The sequence below is a fragment of the Nesterenkonia alba DSM 19423 genome (assembly GCF_000421745.1).
Taxonomy (GTDB): domain Bacteria; phylum Actinomycetota; class Actinomycetes; order Actinomycetales; family Micrococcaceae; genus Nesterenkonia; species Nesterenkonia alba.
In genome coordinates, this window is the sequence record NZ_ATXP01000007.1 from 12,973 (window position 1) to 29,929 (window position 16,957).

The 16,957-nt window shown below is 66.0% G+C and carries 14 protein-coding genes; 4 read left to right on the forward strand and 10 right to left on the reverse strand.

The genetic code is table 11. The features are described 5' to 3' along the window. Window positions 1-9: 9 nt before the first annotated feature. Both H578_RS15575 and H578_RS15580 read right to left on the reverse strand, forming a co-directional pair. Window positions 10-1,560, reverse strand: coding sequence for a phytoene desaturase family protein (locus tag H578_RS15575; protein WP_022872919.1), 1,551 nt, complete (start codon window positions 1,558-1,560; stop codon window positions 10-12). Then, complete coding sequence (locus tag H578_RS15580; RefSeq protein WP_022872920.1) at window positions 1,557-2,876, reverse strand: hypothetical protein; 1,320 nt, start codon at window positions 2,874-2,876, stop codon at window positions 1,557-1,559. The genes H578_RS15575 and H578_RS15580 overlap by 4 nt, the downstream gene beginning before the upstream one ends. Window positions 2,877-2,937: 61 nt before the next feature. On the opposite strand from H578_RS15580, the gene H578_RS0106695 reads away from it, so the two are divergent. Both H578_RS0106695 and H578_RS15585 read left to right on the forward strand, forming a co-directional pair. Next, window positions 2,938-3,408, forward strand: coding sequence for an SRPBCC family protein (locus tag H578_RS0106695; RefSeq protein ID WP_022872921.1), 471 nt, complete (start codon window positions 2,938-2,940; stop codon window positions 3,406-3,408). 258 nt (window positions 3,409-3,666) lie between these two features. Then, on the forward strand, window positions 3,667-4,455 hold the full coding sequence (locus H578_RS15585) for a CGNR zinc finger domain-containing protein (protein ID WP_022872922.1): 789 nt from the start codon (window positions 3,667-3,669) through the stop codon (window positions 4,453-4,455). Here the strand turns inward: H578_RS15585 and H578_RS0106705 are convergent. Then, window positions 4,452-5,213, reverse strand: a complete 762-nt coding sequence (locus H578_RS0106705) for a LysE/ArgO family amino acid transporter (RefSeq protein ID WP_022872923.1) — start codon at window positions 5,211-5,213, stop codon at window positions 4,452-4,454. The two genes, H578_RS15585 and H578_RS0106705, sit on opposite strands and share 4 nt — an antisense overlap. 74 nt (window positions 5,214-5,287) lie before the next feature. On the opposite strand from H578_RS0106705, the gene H578_RS0106710 reads away from it, so the two are divergent. Further along, window positions 5,288-6,181, forward strand: a complete 894-nt coding sequence (locus tag H578_RS0106710) for an ArgP/LysG family DNA-binding transcriptional regulator (RefSeq protein ID WP_022872924.1) — start codon at window positions 5,288-5,290, stop codon at window positions 6,179-6,181. Window positions 6,182-6,438: 257 nt separating this feature from the next. Here the strand turns inward: H578_RS0106710 and H578_RS13890 are convergent, their stop codons facing one another. From H578_RS13890 to H578_RS13900, 5 genes are all read right to left on the reverse strand, one after another. After that, entirely contained in the window at window positions 6,439-6,870 is a 432-nt protein-coding gene (locus tag H578_RS13890; RefSeq protein ID WP_022872925.1) for a hypothetical protein, read from the reverse strand. A gap of 78 nt (window positions 6,871-6,948) precedes the next feature. Further along, on the reverse strand, window positions 6,949-7,569 hold the full coding sequence (locus H578_RS0106720) for a hypothetical protein (protein WP_022872926.1): 621 nt from the start codon (window positions 7,567-7,569) through the stop codon (window positions 6,949-6,951). 30 nt (window positions 7,570-7,599) lie between these two features. After that, window positions 7,600-8,949, reverse strand: coding sequence for an MATE family efflux transporter (locus H578_RS0106725; RefSeq protein ID WP_028464018.1), 1,350 nt, complete (start codon window positions 8,947-8,949; stop codon window positions 7,600-7,602). Between the two features lie 151 nt (window positions 8,950-9,100). Further along, entirely contained in the window at window positions 9,101-10,204 is a 1,104-nt protein-coding gene (locus H578_RS15590) for a CPBP family intramembrane glutamic endopeptidase (protein WP_022872928.1), read from the reverse strand. 312 nt (window positions 10,205-10,516) lie between these two features. Further along, the gene (locus tag H578_RS13900; protein ID WP_022872929.1) at window positions 10,517-11,488 is read right to left on the reverse strand and encodes an acyl-CoA thioesterase; all 972 of its coding nucleotides are present in this window, start codon (window positions 11,486-11,488) and stop codon (window positions 10,517-10,519) included. Between the two features lie 169 nt (window positions 11,489-11,657). Between H578_RS13900 and H578_RS13905 the strand changes: the two genes are divergently transcribed. Next, window positions 11,658-14,918: a beta-phosphoglucomutase family hydrolase gene (locus H578_RS13905; protein ID WP_022872930.1), complete on the forward strand. Its 3,261-nt coding sequence runs from the start codon at window positions 11,658-11,660 to the stop codon at window positions 14,916-14,918. On the opposite strand, the gene H578_RS0106745 is transcribed toward H578_RS13905, so the two are convergent. Next, window positions 14,908-15,756: a GNAT family N-acetyltransferase gene (locus H578_RS0106745; protein ID WP_022872931.1), complete on the reverse strand. Its 849-nt coding sequence runs from the start codon at window positions 15,754-15,756 to the stop codon at window positions 14,908-14,910. The two genes, H578_RS13905 and H578_RS0106745, sit on opposite strands and share 11 nt — an antisense overlap. Before the next feature lie 12 nt (window positions 15,757-15,768). Beyond that, a complete protein-coding gene (locus H578_RS0106750) occupies window positions 15,769-16,920 on the reverse strand; it encodes a M20/M25/M40 family metallo-hydrolase (RefSeq protein WP_022872932.1) in 1,152 nt (383 codons plus the stop codon). Window positions 16,921-16,957 lie beyond the last annotated feature (37 nt).

Sequence of the window (16,957 nt, forward strand, 5' to 3'; positions counted from 1 at the left end):
GCGTGCCGCTCAGAGCTGGCTGAGGATGGTGGCAGCAGCATTGTGCCCGCCCATGCCGTGAGCCCCACCGCCGGGCGGAGTGGCCGAGGAACACAGGTAAACCCCCTCAACACCCGTCTCATAGGGGGAGAGCAGCCGCGGTCGGGCAAACATCTGTCCCACCGTCGGCATCCCACCGCTGATCGTCCCTCCGATGAGGTTAGGGTTCCAGGCCTGAAGCTCTGCCGGCCCCCACACCGTGCGTTCGAGTACGACGTCGCCGAACCCGGGAGCCTGCCGGGTGATCTCCTCTTCGATGAGTCGGGCAGCCCGCTTCACCCCCGGCCCGGACAGTCCGCGCGGCACATGAGCGTAGGCCCAGCCGATCGTGCGGTGGTCGGGGGTCCGTGTGGGGTCAGCGACTGCCGGCTGAGTCAGCAGCACATAGGGCCGGCCGGGCAGCACTCCACGACTGATGGCCGCCTCGGCGGCGTGGATCTGCCCAGCACTACCACCCAGATGCACAGTGCCAGCCTGAGCTAATTCCTCCCGCGCCCACGGGATGGGCCCATCGCAGAGGAAGTCGATCTTCACCAGGCCGGGGCCGTAGTCCCAGGAGGAAAACCGCCGCTGAACTCGGGCGGGCAGCTTGAGCCCATCCAACCGGAGCAGCTGGGCGGGAGTGAGATCCAGCACCACCACGTCGTAGACCTCCGCCGCGGTCCGTTCCCGACGCCGACGCCTGCCCGGGGTGAGCCCCCGCAGCTTCCAACCCCTCGGCCGCAGATCGCTGCGGACTCCCAGGCGCCCCGGGGGCAGTGGCGCCTGGGACACTGCCGTCACCTCAAATCCGGTTTCGATCTGACCGCCGTGGGAGGTCACCACCTGGGTGAGCGCATCGACGATCCGCCCGGAGCCACCGGCCACCACCGGCCAGCCACAGGAATGCCCGGCAGCGGCGAACAGCACCCCAAAAGCCGAGGTCATCAACCGGTTCAGCGGAGCCGTGGAGTGAGCGGCCAACCCGGCAAACAGAGCGCGTGCGGACTCCGTACGGAAGAGCCGCTCCACATCCCGAGCGGGCAGCCCACCGCGAGTGCCCAGCCGCCAGAAACCGGCCACCCGAGAGAGCACCCCCTGGGGCACCAGCTGGGACAGCGGCAAGCTGGGCGGAGTGAACGCAGCCCGCTGTAGAGCCCCGAAATCCTCGGCCAGCGGTGCAATGAGCCTTCGCCACACCGGGCCGTCTGGCCCTAAACCCTCCGCCGTGGTGTCCAAGGAACGGTGAAGCAGGACCGGATCGGCGTCGTCGAGCCCATGGGCGGCTGGAACCGGTGGGTGGGCCCAGGTCACCTCATCCCCGATCAGGTCCTGATACGCCGGAGAACTCACCGACAACGGGTGCACGCTGGCACCAAGATCACTCATGAGCCCCGGACCGAATAACTCCGCCGACCGCAGCGCACCACCAGGGGTGTCCCTCGCTTCAAAGACGGTGACCTCATGCCCCGCCCGGGCCAGATACGCCGCAGCGGTCAACCCATTGGGTCCGGAGCCGACGACGGCGACCGCGGGGCTCATCCGGCAGCCTCAGAGTCCGTGCCACCCAGCTGCGATTGAGGCACCACCTGCCGGACCCGTTCCACCTGCGCGGCGATGTTCCGCACGAAGATAATCAACCAGGAAAACAGGATCGCTGCCCCGATGAGCTCCAGAGACGTCAGGTTGTAGTAGCCCACCGGCCGCCACAGGGTGAAGGCGAAAACCAGACCGGCGGCAGAGAGGTAGCTCACCAGGTAAAAGGTACGCGGAAACCCGGGCAGCCAGTAGGGGATCCCCACCAACAGGAAGAGAAAAGACAAACCGAAGGAGGCGGTGGCCACCACGTGGGCGTCGTGGTGCAGGCTGATGGGGATCAGCCCCACTCCCGCCAGGGAAAGCCCCATGACGATCATCCCGATGCGTACCACCATCACCCGCGGGGTCCACAGGTGCCGGGCAAACGGCGCAGTGGCCCGCAGGCGCAGCGGCACTTTACCGCGGGAGGACGCCGCTGCGGCCTCTTGTTGCCGCCGCTGAATCCGCTCGGTGAGCTTGTCCCGGGTGTGCTCGGCCCAGATCTCCAAGTCGCGGGTGATGAAGGCGGTCAGGGTGGTAATGATGATCCCGGAGACCACCAGGGTGGTGTTGAAAGTCCAGAAACTCGTGCTGCCGGCCTGCCCGGTCCCCAATTCGGAGAACATCACATGCCACCAGAACGGGTTTTCTGCAAAGAGCATGGAGACCAGCACACCACTGGCCATGAAGGAGGCCAGGATGGTGGAGAGGGTGAAGGCGTTGATGCGCGCCCCGGAGTTGAAACTAAAGTAGGCCGCCACCGCCCCCACGAGTCCACAGAACACCGCCCCGGCGAGGTCATCGACCGTCAGCCCGATGAACGCGTCCTGGAAGAGCCGGAAAATCCCCAGGGCGGCCATCACCGCGATGGAGGAGTGCACGACCACCAGGGCCAGAGTGTCGATGAGCTGGCGTAGCCGCCACCGCTGCCCCAGCCACAGGTTCGCCATACGGGTATTGAGCGACCAACCGATGAGAAACGCGACCCCCGCGGCCACCCCACCGACGATCGACGCGTAGAACTGCACGGCCGGGGAGTCCCCGGAGTACTCGGACTCGGCGAGGACCACACGTTCCCCCCAGAAGACCACGAGCCCGACGACGAGTCCCATCAGGCCGCCAAGGATCGCGCACCAGATCGCTCGCGACTCGATGAACACCTGGAGGCGAGCTTGCATCTCCGCCTGTGAAGGTGTGGTCGTCGTGGGATGTGCGGCTTCTTCGGCAGCGGCAAGCGCGGCGAGCCTGCGCGCTTTGCCGTGCGTGCCGAAGGGAATCACCTCTCCAGAAATACCAGATGCCGGGTTCCCGGCAACAGGTCCACTGGGTATCGTGACGTGCATGAGCGATTCCGCCCCACCGGAAAGAGTCGACGCCGGCGACTACGTCATCGCCTACACCCTGGAGATCACCGCGCCACCGGAGCGTATCTGGGCGGTGGTCGCTGACCCACACCGGCACCACGAGTTTGATGGGTCCGGGACGGTCCGCGACCGGGCCAAGGGGCCCCATGACCTCTCCGAGGGGGACACCTTCAGCGTGCATATGCGGAAGTTCGGGATTCCCTACCGGCTACCCTTGCAGGTCACCCGGGCGGAGCAACTGCGGGTGTTGGAGTGGGCTCAGCCGACCGGGCACCGCTGGCGTTGGGAGCTGGACTACAACGGCACATCCACCCGGGTTACCGAAGCGTATGACGCCTCGCGACAGAACCCGGCGGTGCGGGCCTTGCTGGATCGCGCGCGGGTTCCCCAGCAGAACGCGGCGAGCATTCGAGCCTCTTTGCAGCGCCTGAAGCACCTGATGGAGTAATACTTTCGTCTAGTTTCGCTCTGCGCGATACCTCCTGGTCAGACCTCATATCCCTACCCCCTTCTACCCCTGACACCGTCGGGTCTGAAGGGGGTGAAATATGACATAGGCCCACGTCAGCGCCGGTGCGGGCTACACTGTGGGGATTGAGCGAGCCTGGCCCGGACGGCCGTTCACGTCCGGGACCCCCATGCCTGTTCACCGTTGCACCCAGCGGCAGCGCTGCCGTTCCAGCGCGCCGCGCGTCATAGGAGACACATGTTCAACGCAGAGATCAATCGCGCGCTGATCGCCGCGGCAGACCTCATCAACACTGATGAGGGTCTACGCAGCGCCAAACGACACCCTGATTCGCTGGAGACTGTCGAAGGCCTGAAGACGTATCTCGCCGAGCAGGACCCCCAGCTCAACTGGCCCAGCTCCACTGCTGACCGCAAGGATCTGCAGCGAGTGCGCCAGCTGCGCTCGGTGCTGCGCCAGGTCTGGAGCCGCTCCCCGGTGACCACCCAGGAGACCGTCGAGCTCGTCAATCAGCTGCTCGACGGCGTCGGAACCCGCCTGGAACCGGTGGATCCGGCGGAGAAGCCCCTGCGGTTCCACGTGGTGCCGGTGCCGGTTTCGAAGAAGGTCAGCGACGTCATGACTGCCACGTTCGCCGCCTCACTGAGCCACTTGGTCACCGAAGAGGAGACCGGCCGGTTGCGGATCTGCAAGGGGGAAGACTGCGACGCCGCCATCGTGGACCTCACACGCAACCGCTCCAAACTCTTCTGTGACTTCGGCAACTGCGCCAACCGGGCCCACGTGCGCGCCTACCGGGCACGGCAGGCCGCCCGCCGCAGCGATGAGACTGAGAGCACCAACGGCCGCAGCTCCGCCCCGCGGAAGATCACCAAGCCCTCCTCCGCAGAAAAGGCCGCGGCACTGAACCAGCCGACCTCAGCCAGTGCCGTGGCGGCCAAGCAGTTCCGGGAACGAATGCGCTCTGAGCTGATGGAAGAACGCGCCAAACGGGAGAAGAAAGCTAAAAAGCGCAGCGCGGATTAGAAGCCGTGGGCGGCCAGCAGCCCGGCGACGGCGACCATGATGACACCAACTGAGGCGTCAATGACCTGCCAGACTCGGGGCCGGTTGAGCACCTTGGCTAGGGCTGAAGAGCCCCAGGCCAATCCCAGCAGCCAAACCACCGAGGCGAGCATCGCCCCGCCGGCGAAGAACCACCGCTCATCGGCGAAGCTATTGGCCATCGAGCCCAGCACCACCAGCGAGTCCACCCAGGCGTGAGGGTTCAGGATGGAAACGGTCAATCCGGTGGCGGCCACGGCGCTCACCCGGGAGACGTGGGTGACCTTCACTTTTTGACGAGTGGCGACGGCGTCGTCGGGCTTCACCACCGGAATCGAGGACGTCATGGTGACCTCGAGGAGCTCACGGTTCTGTCCGGAATGTTCGCGATGACGCTGTCGGTGCTGCGGTGATGCTGGGTTCTGCTTCTCAGGCGAGAGGAGGGCGACGTCGTCCCGCGGCCGCATGGCCGAACGGAAAGACCGCACAGCGAACCAGAGCAGGTATGCGACCCCGGCCCAGCGGATGACCTCGAGCAACCAGGGCGCGGTGTCCAAAATGGCGCCGACCCCGGCGGTGCCAGCCGCGATGAGCAGTACATCCCCCAGCAGGCAGCAGGCGGTGGCCACGGCAACCCGGTCGCGGCGTAACCCCTGCCGGAGCAGGAAGGCCGATTGGGGGCCGATCGCCACGATGAGCGCCATGCAGGCGAGGAACCCGGTCAGCAGCACAGTCATCATGTGATTGATTCTGCGCGGCCGATGGAATCCGCACCAGCTCATGATTCTTCAGTCTCTGAAGCTATGCTTCAGGTATGAATACCGGTCACCTGCGGGCTTTCGTGCTCGCCGTGGATGAGGGGACTTTCGAGGCCGCGGCGGATCTGCTGCAGATCTCCGGCTCGGCGCTCTCTCAGCGGATCAAGGCCTTGGAGAAGGAGGTCGGGCACGTGCTGCTGACCCGCACGGTGCCGGTGCGGCCCACCGCCTCCGGTGAAACCCTGTTGCGCATCGCCCGGCAGACCTTATTGCTGGAGGATGAAGCCCGCCGCACACTGGGGTTTCGCGGCTCCTCGGCGCACTATGAGCCCACGGTCACCCTGGCGGTGGGCGTCAATGCCGACTCCTTGGCCAGTTGGTTTCTCTACGTGCTCCGCGAGGCGGCAGTGTGGGACCACGTGGAACTGCACCTGCACGCCGAGGACCAAGAACACACCCATGAACTGCTGCGCAACGGCACCGTGGCCGCGGCGGTGACTGAGGAGCCCACACCGGTCTCCGGGTGCCGTTCAGAACCTTTAGGGGTGATGCGCTATTGGCCGGTGGCCAGCGCAGAGCTGCTGGACCGACACCGCGACGACGCCGGCGCCGTGCAGTGGGGTGAGGTGCCGCTGGTCGATTACTCCATCCGGGACAATATGCAACGCACCGCCCTCGCCCGAGTCGGGGTGACGACGCCGTCGGTGACACATCTGGTGCCCTCCGTTCAGGCCTACAACGCGGCAGTGGGCTACGGGCTCGGCTGGGGGATGATCCCGCAGGCGCAGATGCCAGAAGGCGTCGTCGAGGGCACCCACCGGGACCTAGTGGTCTGTGCGGAGATCGGACCACAAGATGCCCAGCTGCACTGGCAGCACTGGAGTGCCACCACACCGGCGCTCGACCGGCTGACCGAAGCGGTGCACCGAGCCGCCGCCCGCATGGAGTAAAGGGCCTGCCCACCGCCCCTGACGTCGCCAACCCCGTCCCCACTCAGCTAAACCGACCAACCCCACCCGCCCACCGCAAACTCCGCGGGTTTGTCGAACCTCCGCGCCATATATCCCGCTGAGGTTCGACAAACCCGCGGTGTTTTGGGCGAGGGGCGGGCGTGGGGGCTCAGGGTGGACCGTGTGGTAACCCGAACGGGGATTAAGCAGGGCGGGTGTGGGGTTCAGGGACGCAGGCGGGAGGTGCGGATGGGCTCTTAGTTATCCGGGTCGGCGTCGCGCCCGTAAGGGGGCTCTTCACCCCGGGCGCGGGCTTTCTTCTGCTCTTCGCGCCGCTGCCGCTCCCGCCGCTCGGCCACCTGCCGCCGGTACAGCTCCTCCGAATTCCGGTTAACCCCCGCACCCTCGGAGAGGTGCTCTGGATTCTCCCGGGAGGCCAGTTGCAGCATGGACACCACCAGCAACGCCACAATGAACACCACACCGAAAGCAATCAGCGAGAGGTTGATCGGGCTGTTCAGCCCACCCTCGGCACCCACCGTGTGCTCCACGCGCGGGTTGTCCGAACCGCCAGATGAGGCGAACAGTGTGACAAACCCGGCGACGAAGGCCAATGCGAAGGAGAACAGCAGGGGTGCTTTGACGCTCTCCAGCAGGGACCGGCGCCGGTCCTGGGGCTCCTCGGGCACGAGTGTGGGTTCCTTAGCACGTACGGGGGTGTGGGGCCGTCCCAGTCTACTCTTTTCTACACGACGTAGAGAACTGGGCTACTTCTGGTCCTGCTGTTGGCGTTGCTGCCGTTTATCTGCCACGCGCAGCTCGTGGGTCAGACCACCGGCGGCGACCCCGAGCAGAGCGGCGGTAAGGATCGCGGCCATTCCGATGATGCCGACCACGCCTTCGATCTCCAGCCCCCACCAGCTCACCAGGAGCACTCCGGCCAGGGCTTCCAACGTCCCGACCAGGGTGTGGTCTCGGGCGGGCACAAACCCGGCACGAGACCGCCGGGCGGCGACCGCTTCAGCCGCCCCGCAGATGAGCAGACCGGCACCAGCTGCCACGGCGATCGCCGTCGTCGTGGTCACAAACACCACGGCCACGCCTGAGAGCAGCCGCACTGCGGCCCCCAAAGCCAGGGCTGAGCGCAACCCGGTGGGGACCACGTCTTGTTTGGCGGCTTCCCAGATGGCGGTGGCACTGAGCACCAGGTACACGACGATCGCGATGCGAGCCACCAGCAGGTCCTCACCCGACCACAACTCAACAATGGTCTCGTTGCCGTGCCAGACCAGGGTGAAAACGCCGAAGAGCGCAGCTAAGCCCGCGCGTAGCCAGGTGGGCCGGGCCAGGGCGCGAGCGGTCTCGGGGTCGGTTCGTGTCACGGACACGCCGGGAAGTCTACTACCACCGACGGCGCCTCATCGGCTCTCACCGAGAACCATCCACCGGGTGCCCGCAGCCCGCACCCCCAGGGTGAGCGCGCGAGCCCCCATGAACACCACGGCAAAGCCGACCCATAGCCAGAGGATCGTTTCCGTACCGGAGGCGGCCATCGGCGGGCGGAACAGGTCGATCTGTGGATCCGTAGCCCACCGGTGCACCCAACCGAGGAAAGGAATGTAGATAGCCAGGTTCACCAGTCCGGCCATGGCGAGGTATTTCACATCACCGGCACCCATGAGCACCCCATCGAGGATGAACACATAACCGGCCAGCGGTTGGGCCACCGCCATGACAAGCAAGGCCACGGTGATACCGGCGGCCACCTGCGCATCGGGGGTGAACAGTCGTGGCACCCACGGGGCAGCCAGCGCCGTCAACGCCCCGGTGATGAGCCCGAAGCCCAGCGACCACACCACCATGGTGCGGACCAGCCGGCGGGCCTCATGCTGCCGCGAGGCCCCCAGTTCCCGGCCGATGAGCGCCTGGGCGGCGATGGCCAGCGCGTCGAGCGCAAAGGCCAGCGTGGAGAACACGGTAAACGCCACCTGGTGGGCAGCCAAAGTCTGCGCGCCGAGGTCAGTGGCGACCACCACCGTGGCCAGCAGCGCCGCGCGCAGGGTGAGCGTCCGCAGGAACATCCACCACCCCACGGTGAACGAGGTCCGCAAACCGATGGGGTCAGCGGCCAGCCCGACGCCGTGCGCCCGCAACCGCGGGATGAGCATCACCAGGTACGTCACGGCCATCCCCCACTGGGCGATGGATGTGCCGATGGCCGCTCCAGCGACCCCGAGCCCCACCGGGTGGACCAGCACCAGGTTCAGCAGGGCGTTAGCCGCGAACCCGGCTGCAGCCACCACAAGCGGGGTTTTGGTGTCTTGAAGACCGCGCAGCGTACCCACCGCGGCGAAGACCAGCAGCATCGCCGGCAGCCCGGGCAGCGACCACAGCAGGTAGGCGACTGCATGGGGGTGGATCTCTCCGCTGCTGCCCAGCCCGGTCAGTATCTCTTCCCCAAAGGCCAGCCCCGCCAGGGCGAGTACGACGCCGAGAGCTACAGCTAGCCACACCCCGTCGCGTCCAGCTGCGAGCGCCTTAGGCAGTTTCCCGGCTCCGACATAGCGGGCTACCGCGGGAGTGGTCGAGTAGGCGAGGAAGATCATCAGCCCCACCACAGTGTTCATCACCGTGACCCCGAGCGCGGCTCCGGCCAGTTCGGGCACCCCGAGCCGGCCGATGATGGCGGTATCGGCCAGCAGGAACAGCGGTTCGGCGATGAGGGCACCCAGTGCGGGGATCGCCAGGGACAGGATCTGCCGGGAGATGGGCCGCCGATCCCGCCCAGGGGCCTGTGCGCTCTGTGGTGAGTCGGCTCCCTCGGGCGTGCCGGCCCCCTGGGGCTTCCCGGCGTGCTCCGGGCGTGAGGGGCCGTCGGTATCCCCGGCGTCCTCGGGCGGTGTAGTGCTCACGAGCCCATCATGCTACTGAGCCGGCGCTGAAGAAGCTCAGCACCGTCCCCGAGGGGTCGAGAACCGGGCCGAAGAAGTACAGCAGAAGCACGGCGACGACGTTGTTGAACGCGTGCAGCAGCCACACGAACACCAGGGACCGTCCACTGAAGATATACGTCAGGGTGAAGACGATCGACATCGTCAGATAACCGGCTAAGGCGATGACGATCTCCACCCCGGAGGCGGTGAACAGCTCGGTCATCACGTGGATAGCGGCGAAGACGACCACTGAGATCGCCGCGCAGACCCAGATATTGAGGTGGACGGAGAGCTTGCCGACCAGTAAGTGGCGGAAGAAGTACTCCTCCACGAAGGGGCCAATCAGCCCGAAGATCAGCAGGGCTGCCCAGATGGGGACCGCAGCGATCATCGCCTCAACACCCAACTGGTTGACGCTCTGCTCGGGTTCTTCGCCGGTGGCGGCCAAGAGGCTGACGTTGATGATGAAGTTCAGCACGATCGTCACTACCCACAGCACCGGAATGGCCAGCAGCTTCAGCCAGGCGAAGGCGTGGTGGGTAAAGACCCGGAAGCTGCGGATGAATGACTTACCCACAATGGGGGCGATGGCCAGCAGGAACGCGATGAACAGCACCGCGTTGAGCCCGAATTCCAGGCCCCAGTCACCCTGATCGGGGTCCAGCTCCACTGCGGCGTCGAGGTCTCCCAGGATGGCCATCGTCGCCATGGGGATGATGATGAAGATGAACAGGTAGGGGATGGTGGGGATGAGGTCCCACCAGGAGAGTCGGCCGGGTTCGGAATCCGGTTGGGCGAAACGGCCGAAGAGCTTGGGCGGCAGACCTTTGGCCAGCGTCGGCTTCACCGGCCGGCCCTTCGGGTCATCGCCGGGAGAGGCGAAAGCCCCCTTGGGCTGAAACCCGTAGGGGATCTCCTTCTTCCCGCCGGAGTGCTGGTCGTGCGGATACTGAGCGTGCGGGCGCTGGGTATGCGGGTGCTGGGCCGATGGATACTGCCCTGGCGGGTATTGCCCGGGTGGATACTGCCCGGGGAAACCACCCGGCTGCTGGGGGTACGGTCCGGGTCCATACTGCGGACCGGCATACACCGGGCCCGCATTCTGGGCACCCGCATCTTCCTGGGAACCGCCGTAATGCGGGGGCCCATACGGTGGGGCTCCGTGCTGCGGACCTACCTGCTGAGGGGGACCTGCCTGCTGGGGGGTGTCCCCGTGTTGAGGTGCTCCCTCGGGGCCAGGTAACTGTTGTGGCGGCCCGTACGGCCCGGGATCTGGCGAATCTGGGGAATGTGGTGTCTGGCTCATCGTCTCCGAGCCTAACGGCGCTTTCTGGGGGAACCCATCCTCCCCAGGGCGTAGTTGTGATCTCCGGTGGGGTAAGGATGCAACCTGCGTGTTGCCTCAGGCGGTGGTGGCAGGCGTGGGTTCAGCCCCACTGACCGGCGGTGGGCTCGGGCTGAGCAGGGTGGCGTTACGCAGGTCGCGGATCCGGCGGGCCTTCTCCGCCACAGTGTGGTCTTCATCGCTGAGCGGCTGCCAGGCGGGGATCGGCCGGGCTGAGCCACTACCATCGGGGGAGACCATCACCGGCAGCCCGTAGGCGACATCCTGGGGGCGGCGCTCCTTGCGCTGGCCGGCACGGACCCGCACCAGCACGTGCATGGACTTGGTTCCGGTGAGCACCAACCGGGCATCGACCTCTACCAGGTCCCCAATGGTGATGGGCCGGTAGAACCGGACACCCCCGGTGAGGACGCTGGCGACGTCGTAACCGCAGTACCGCTCCGCGCAGATCTCGGCAGCGAGGTCGATCCACTTCATCACCGCGCCGCCGCGAATTTTGCCGTCGGGGTAGCGTTCGTCAGTGTCGGCGATGAACCGCAAGGTCACGCTCTCTGAGGTGCCCATGGATTCGGGCAGGGAACGGATCTCCTCTTCGATCTGCCGGCGGTGCACCATCCGACGGGAGGCGTCGACGTCGCGCCGGCGCTCCAACTCCGTCTGCGGGGTGAAGGGAGTCACCTCCACCGGCTCACCGTCGGCGCCAATGGCCACGTAGATCATGAAGCACTCGGTGCATACCGTCCAGCCCTCAGAGCCTCGGATCAACACCCGGGTCTGCACGTGAACACTGCGGCGGCCGGTGTGGACCACCCGAGCTTGGACGGTCACCGGGGTATCCCGCGGCACCGGGACCGCGAAGTGCATATTGCCCACATAGGAGGTTACGCATTGGGTGCGGGCCCAGGAGGCAGCACAGGCGTAGGCGGTTTTATCAATCCAATCGACGACGACGCCGGCAGCCACAGCGGGGTGCTGCGAGGAGCCACTTACCTCGCGGAAAGTCAGTTCAATGCTGGAACGCCGGGCCACAGGCACGACTCTATCGGCTTCCACCTACCAGGTGGACAGATATTCAGGAAACTTTCAGTGGATGCTAGGCCCGCCGTTCAGTGTGCCCATAGGATGGGCCAGAGCACGACGATGTGACCGAACTTGTCAGGACCTCTACTAGCCAACGAGCGTGAGGTAAATCACACACATGCACCCCTTTGAGAATCCTTTCCGTCACAGCGCCGAGGCCAAGCGTCACGCCCTGCGTCACTTCCGCGCCGTCATCTTCGATATGGACGGTGTGGTCACCGACACTGCCGGCGTCCACGCCACGGCATGGAAGGAACTCTTCGACGCCGCCCTCAGTGAGATCGCCGGTTCCCCGCAGCCGGAATTCACCGACGAGGACTACTTACGCTACGTCGATGGCAGGCCCCGGGAAGACGGTGTGCGCTCCCTGTTGGCCGCCCGCGGATTGGAGGTCGCAGACGGTAGTCCCGCCGACTCCCCCGATGCGCTGACCGTGCATGGGCTCGCCGCCCGTAAGCAGGGCTACTTCGAGAAAGTCCTTGAACGTGACGGCGTCGAGGTCTTCGACACCACGGTGGAACTGATCCACCAGTTACGCGCCGACGGTATTCCGGTGGCTCTGGCCACCTCCTCCCGCAACGGTCGGGAGGTGCTGCGCATCGCCGGGCTCCTTGAGGTCTTCGATGTCATCGTCGACGGCACGGATATGGCCCACCTGGGTCTGCCCGGGAAACCGGCTCCAGATATGTTCCTCCACGCCTCGATCATGCTGGGGGTGGAACCGCAGGACGCGATCGTCATCGAAGACGCCGCCTCCGGTGTGCAGGCCGGCCAGGAGGGCGACTTCGGCATGGTGGTGGGCCTCAACCGAGGCGATGACCCCCGCCGGCTGAAGGATGCCGGAGCGGACATCGTGGTCAAAGACCTCTCTGTGGCGAAGCTGGCCACGCGCACCACCCGCCCCTACGACCCCACCTGGGTGCTGAAGTACGACTCCTTCGACCCCAAAGACGAGCCCACCCGGGAAGCCCTGTGTGCCATGGCCAACGGCTACTGGGGCACCCGCGGTTCCTACCCGGGGACCTCAGCCGATGCCACCCACTACCCGGGTAACTACATCGCCGGGGTGTTCAACCGGCTCAACACCGACATTATGGGCAAGACAGTGGAGACCGAGCACATGGTTAATGTGCCGGACTGGACCTTCCTGCAGGTCACCCCGGAGGCCGGTAACCCTCTGCTGCCCAGCTCACCAGAACTGCTGGAATACAGCCAGGAACTGGATATGCGCCGAGGGCTGCTGACTCGGGTAGCCCGTTACCAGGACCTCCACGGCCGGCGCACCAAAGTGACCATCCGACAGTTCCAGTCTTTAGCCGGAGTGCACTTAGCGGCCATGGAGGTCAAAGTCGAGGCCGAAAACTGGTCCGGCAACCTCAATGTGCGTTCGATGATCGAAGGCCGGGTCGCCAACCGCAATGTCGCCGCCGACCGGGAACTGGCCGGCAATCACCTCGAACCGGTGGACTCCCGCGAGGTCGACGGTGAAACGGTGCTGCTGGAGACCCAAACCAACCAGTCCAAAGTGCAGATCGCTGTGGCGACTCGCACCCGGATCACCTCCGGCGGGGAACCCAACCCCATGCGCCGACCCGTCATGGAGGGGGACCTGGTGGCCGGTCACGACATCTCCCTACACGTCGACGCCGGCCAGCCGGTGAAGATCGAGAAGATCGCCGCGGTCTCCAACTCCCATGACCATGCGATCTCCACGGTGTGGCACAACGCGGTCAAACGCGTACAGCGCTCCACCGGGTTCCGGCAGATGCTGACTTACCACGAGGAGATGTGGGGAGCACTGTGGCACCGGTTCGCAGTATCCATCGGCTGCGACCAGGACCAGGGCCGCCGCAATGAGCGCCAGCAACTGGCACTGAATCTGCACACCTTTCATGTGCTGCAGACTGCCTTCGGCGCCCGGCGAGACCTCGATGCCAACCTGCCGGCCCGTGGGCTGACCGGGGAGGGCTACCGGGGTCACCTGTTCTGGGACGAGATGTACATGTACCCCATGCTCACCCTGCGCCGACCCGAGCTGACCCGTGGGCTGCTGATGTACCGGTACCGCCGCCTCACCGAGGCCCGCGCCATGGCCAAGGCGGAGGGCTACGCCGGGGCGATGTTCCCCTGGCAGTCCGGCTCCGATGGGCGGGAGGAGACTCCCAGCGAGCTGTGGAACCCGCGCTCCCAGCAGTGGATGCCGGATAACTCCCACCGGCAACGGCACGTGGGCCTGGCCATCGCCTACTCGGTGTTGCAGTACTTCGAGGCCACTGAGGACTACACGTTCCTCTCCGATTACGGTGCGGAGATGCTGGTGGAGATCTGCCGGTTCTTCGTCTCCATGACCCAGTACGACGCCGAAGCTGACCGGTATGACATCGACGGCGTCATGGGCCCCGATGAGTATCACGACGGCTACCCGGAGACCCCCGGTTCAGGGCTGCGTAACAACGCCTACACCAATGTGCTGCTCTCCTGGACGCTGCGGCACACCGCCGGGCTGGTGCGTGAGCTGGATTCCCGGGACGATCCCCTCTCCGAGTGGTTGGACATCTTCGAAGACGAACTGGACCACTGGGAGCACATCGCCCAGCGGCTTCGGGTGCCCTTCCATGAAGACGGGATCATCAGCCAGTTTGAGGGCTACGAGGATCTCCTCGAGTTCGACTGGGAGGGTTACCGGGCCAAGTACGGCAATATTGGCCGGTTGGACCTCATCCTGCAGGCCGAAGGGGACATGACCAACCGGTACAAGCTCTCCAAGCAGGCCGATGTCACCATGCTGTGTTACATCTTCTCCGCCGATGAACTCATCGCCCATCTGAAGTACATGGGGTATGAGCTGACCATCGAGGACTTCGGCCGCACGGTGGAGTACTACCTGGCCCGCTCCAGTCACGGCTCTACCCTCTCCCGGGTGGTGCACGGCTGGGTGGCCGCCCGGTTCGACCGGGCCGGTTCCTGGAACCTGTTCAAGGAGGCACTGGAGGCTGACCTCTCCGACACCCAGGGCGGCACGACCCGGGAGGGCATCCACCTCGGCGCCATGGCGGCCACTGTGGATATGGTCATCCGCTGCTACGGCGGTGTGGAGACCCGTTCGGATGCGCTCTGGCTGCACCCGCTGCTGCCTGATGAGCTGCCGGAGGTCACCTTCCGGATGCGGTATCGCAACCAGCCGATCTTGGTGCGCATCAACCACGCTCACGTCACCCTGAACCTCTCTGAAGGCTCCGCTGAGCCCATCGACGTCAACGTCGAAGGCAAGCACAAATTGTTAGAACCCGGGGAGGTGTGGACGGTGAAGCTGGAGCATCAGGCCCGCGCGCACCAGAAGGAACGCTCCACCGAACAGGCCGAGCAGATCATCGGCTGAGCAGGTAGGTGCCCTCACCGGTCACGCCGCGGACGGTGTAGCCGCCCTGCAGCAGCGGCTGCATCGTCTCCCGGAGGCTGACTCGCCACTGCGCGGAAAGCTCCGGGGCTTGCCGACGCAGCCGCATCATATCCGGGTGCACGCTGAGCCCAACGACGCCGGCTCCCTCCGCGGCGTGGAGCACATCGGCTCCGTGCGCAGTCGCCACGGGTGCATCATCGTCCCCGATGTGCAGCAGCACCCGGTCCGGCTCCCCTGTGATGGGGGTGCAGCGGCTGCGCAGTGGCCAGCGAATCAACGCCCGGTCGCTGCCCTGCCCGGCGTTGGTGGCATCACGCATCTGCCCGTAGAACTGCGGTAAGTACTCGGCGAACTCAGCGCCCAACTTGTGTAGATTGAACCGGGCATTGCGGGTGATGAGCGGGTCGAAGGTCCATTCCATGGTGTGAACACCCCGGGCGAGGCACCAGGCCCGCTGGTGCAGCTTCATCGCGGCCCCGATTCCCCGCCCGGCGGCGTCGGGGTGGACCCCGGCGATATGCGAGTGCATCATCGCCGCCTGGGGTGCGCCGAAGAAACCGGCGGTGACCCCGAAGAGCCTGCCGGCGTCGTCGTAGGCTCCTGTGGTGTAGTTTCCAGCGTGTTCCAGGGCGATGAGCAGTCCTGGTTCCACCGGTGCGGCACCGGCTCCACCGGGACTCCAGATCTCGGCCAGTAAGTCGGCGGCAGCCTGCGCCTGCTCCGGCCGCCTCAGTTCCCGGATGACGACACCGGCGGCCTCTGCGGCAGCATCGGCCTCACCACGTGCCTGCTGAAGAGGATCGGCGGGCTGGTTCATCAGGTCCCGACCTTACTGGTCGCTGTCAGACAGGGTGGCGGCGATCAGCCCGGCCAGCAGGGCGGTGCGGGGGGCGATGTTCTCCACCAGGGTGTGTTCGTGCTCGGCGTGGGCACCGCCACCGGTGGCTCCCATCCCGTCGAGGGTGGGCACCCCCGCTGCGGCGGTGAAGTTCCCGTCGGAGGCGCCCCCGACCTCCGCGCCGGTGAGTTGCCCGATGCCGATGCTCTCAGCAATCTGCTCGGCCCGGGCGTAGAGCTCTTCGGCGGCGGAGCGTTCCATGGGGGGACGGTTGATCCGTCCGGTGACCTCGACCCGGGCACCTTCGATATCGGTGCTCAACTGGCGGATCTGGGCATCGACCCGCTCCTGTTCGGCAATGGTCTTGGCGCGGGCGTCGACCTCCACCTGAGCGCGATCGGGCACAGTGTTGCCGGTGGTGCCGGCTGAGAGCACGGTAGGGGTCACTGTGGTGCCGTGCTCGGCTGAACCGAGGGCTTCGATCTCTGGGAGCAGCTGCCCCAGGATGATCCCGGCGTTGATGCCCTTCTCCGGTTCCAGTCCGGCGTGGGCTGCTCGGCCGTGGACCACCACGGTGTACATCGAGGTGCCTTTACGGGCGATCTTCAGGGAGGTGTCCAGTGCCCCTTCCATGACGAAAGCGGCCCGGGCCTCTGCGGCTTCCTCGAGGAGCAGATCCCGGGAGGTCACCGATCCGAGTTCCTCATCCCCGGTGACCAGAATGCCCAGCCCGGTGAGGTCTTCTCCCGCCTCGGCGAGGATCGCTGCGGCGTGGATGGACATCGCCAACCCGGTGAGCATGTCGAAGACTCCGGGCCCGCGCAGTACACCGTCCTGCTGGGTGAAGGGTTTGCGTGCCAGGGTGCCGTGTGGCCAGACAGTGTCCTGGTGGTTGACCAGCAGAACTTTCGGCGGCACCGATCCGAACCGCACCCGCAGGTGGGTGACCCCGTCGATCTCCAGGGTCTCTGGGGTGAGCCCTAGCCGCTGTTCGATGAGCCCGGCGACCACCTCGGCGCCGCGGGCTACAGCAGCCCGATCCTCGGAGGGGGTTTCGACCTCCACGAGCCGGCGCACATCCTCAATGAGCTGTGGTAGGCGGGTCTCAGCGGCGCGGAGCAGAGCGGGTGTGGGGTCAACCATCGGAGTGTGGCGGTCCTTTCACAGTGGGTCGGTCAGC